Below are 1,129 nucleotides of genomic sequence, written 5' to 3' on the forward strand. Positions count from 1 at the left end.
TGCGGTTGGGCGATGCGGTGGGTCTGAATGCTGCGGCGGGCCCATTCGATCATGCGGCGTTCGCTCGTCAGCAGCACGCGTTCTGGGGTGAGGAGGTCAGCGACCCCTACTTCGGTCGCGCCGACGTCGAGGGCGCTGATGCTGACAGCCCTGACAGCGTTGACAACGCTGGCACTGGTGGCGTTGATGCTGGTGGCGTTGATGGCGCCGCTGACAGCGTCGTGGGCGGTGCTCCTGGTCGCCCTGGCGGGCCGGTTGTGAAGCGGCGGTGAGTGGCGATCTGATGAGCGCTGGGCCGGTGGGCGAGGGGTACGTGTTGGACACCGGTGTGGTCATCGATCTGATGCGGTCGCCGGCGGGAACGCGGTTCAGCCACGATGTGGGGTCGGCGACGTACTTGTCGATCGTGAGTGTGAGTGAGTTGATGCTGGGGGTGCAGACGGCGTCGGGGTTGGAGCGCAAGCGTAGGGAGGTGGATCTGGCGCGGGTGCGTCGGAGGTGGCCGGTGCCGATCCCGTATGACGAGGAGGTGCTGGAGGCCTACGACTACGTGCTGGCGGCGTTGCTGGATGCGGGTAAGCAGCCGCGCAAGGTGCTGGCGGATGCGTTGATCGCGGCGAGTGCCTTCTCGATCGGGGTGCCGGTGCTGACGGGGAACGTCGCTGACTTCCGTGGGTTGGAGGAGTTGGTGGGTGTGGAGGCCTTCGAGGTCGTTTCGGTCTCTGACGCTCCCTGAGTGTGACTGGGTGAGTTCTCCGGTGTGGCGGCGCCGTGCGGTACGTGAGGTAGTTCCACCGTCGGCGGTGAGGTGGGCAGTAGTACCGCTTAGGGGTTTCTCATGGGTGTTGATGTGCTGCGTTGCAGTACATCAACACCCATGAGCATGCTGCCGGAGGAGTTTCGGGGTCGGTAGTTCGTGACTCCCCGCTTCACCTTCGGGTATTCAGGTTTCCCGTGTATCCCAGTGCCCGCGCCAGCGGGCGCAGTTTCGGTGACCACCCAGATCGTTGGCCGCGCCAGCGGCCCGTGCCTACAGCGAGCGCGCCAGCGCGAGCACGACGAGGCGGCGCGCCAGCGCCGCCTCGCTGCCCCCCCAGCATCAACTCACTCACACTCACGATCGACAAGT

Annotated in this window: 2 protein-coding genes; both read left to right on the forward strand. The window is 65.8% G+C overall.

Features of this window, described 5'->3' with window-relative positions:
* A partial coding sequence (locus GTQ99_RS24520; RefSeq protein ID WP_205708117.1) for a hypothetical protein occupies positions 1-272 on the forward strand: 272 nt, incomplete at its 5' end.
* On the forward strand, positions 269-736 hold the full coding sequence (locus GTQ99_RS23470; protein WP_166618049.1) for a PIN domain-containing protein: 468 nt from the start codon (positions 269-271) through the stop codon (positions 734-736). The genes GTQ99_RS24520 and GTQ99_RS23470, both read left to right, overlap by 4 nt.
* Positions 737-1,129 lie beyond the last annotated feature (393 nt).

Origin of the sequence: Kineococcus vitellinus (assembly GCF_009906315.1) — a bacterium.
Lineage (GTDB): Bacteria > Actinomycetota > Actinomycetes > Actinomycetales > Kineococcaceae > Kineococcus > Kineococcus vitellinus.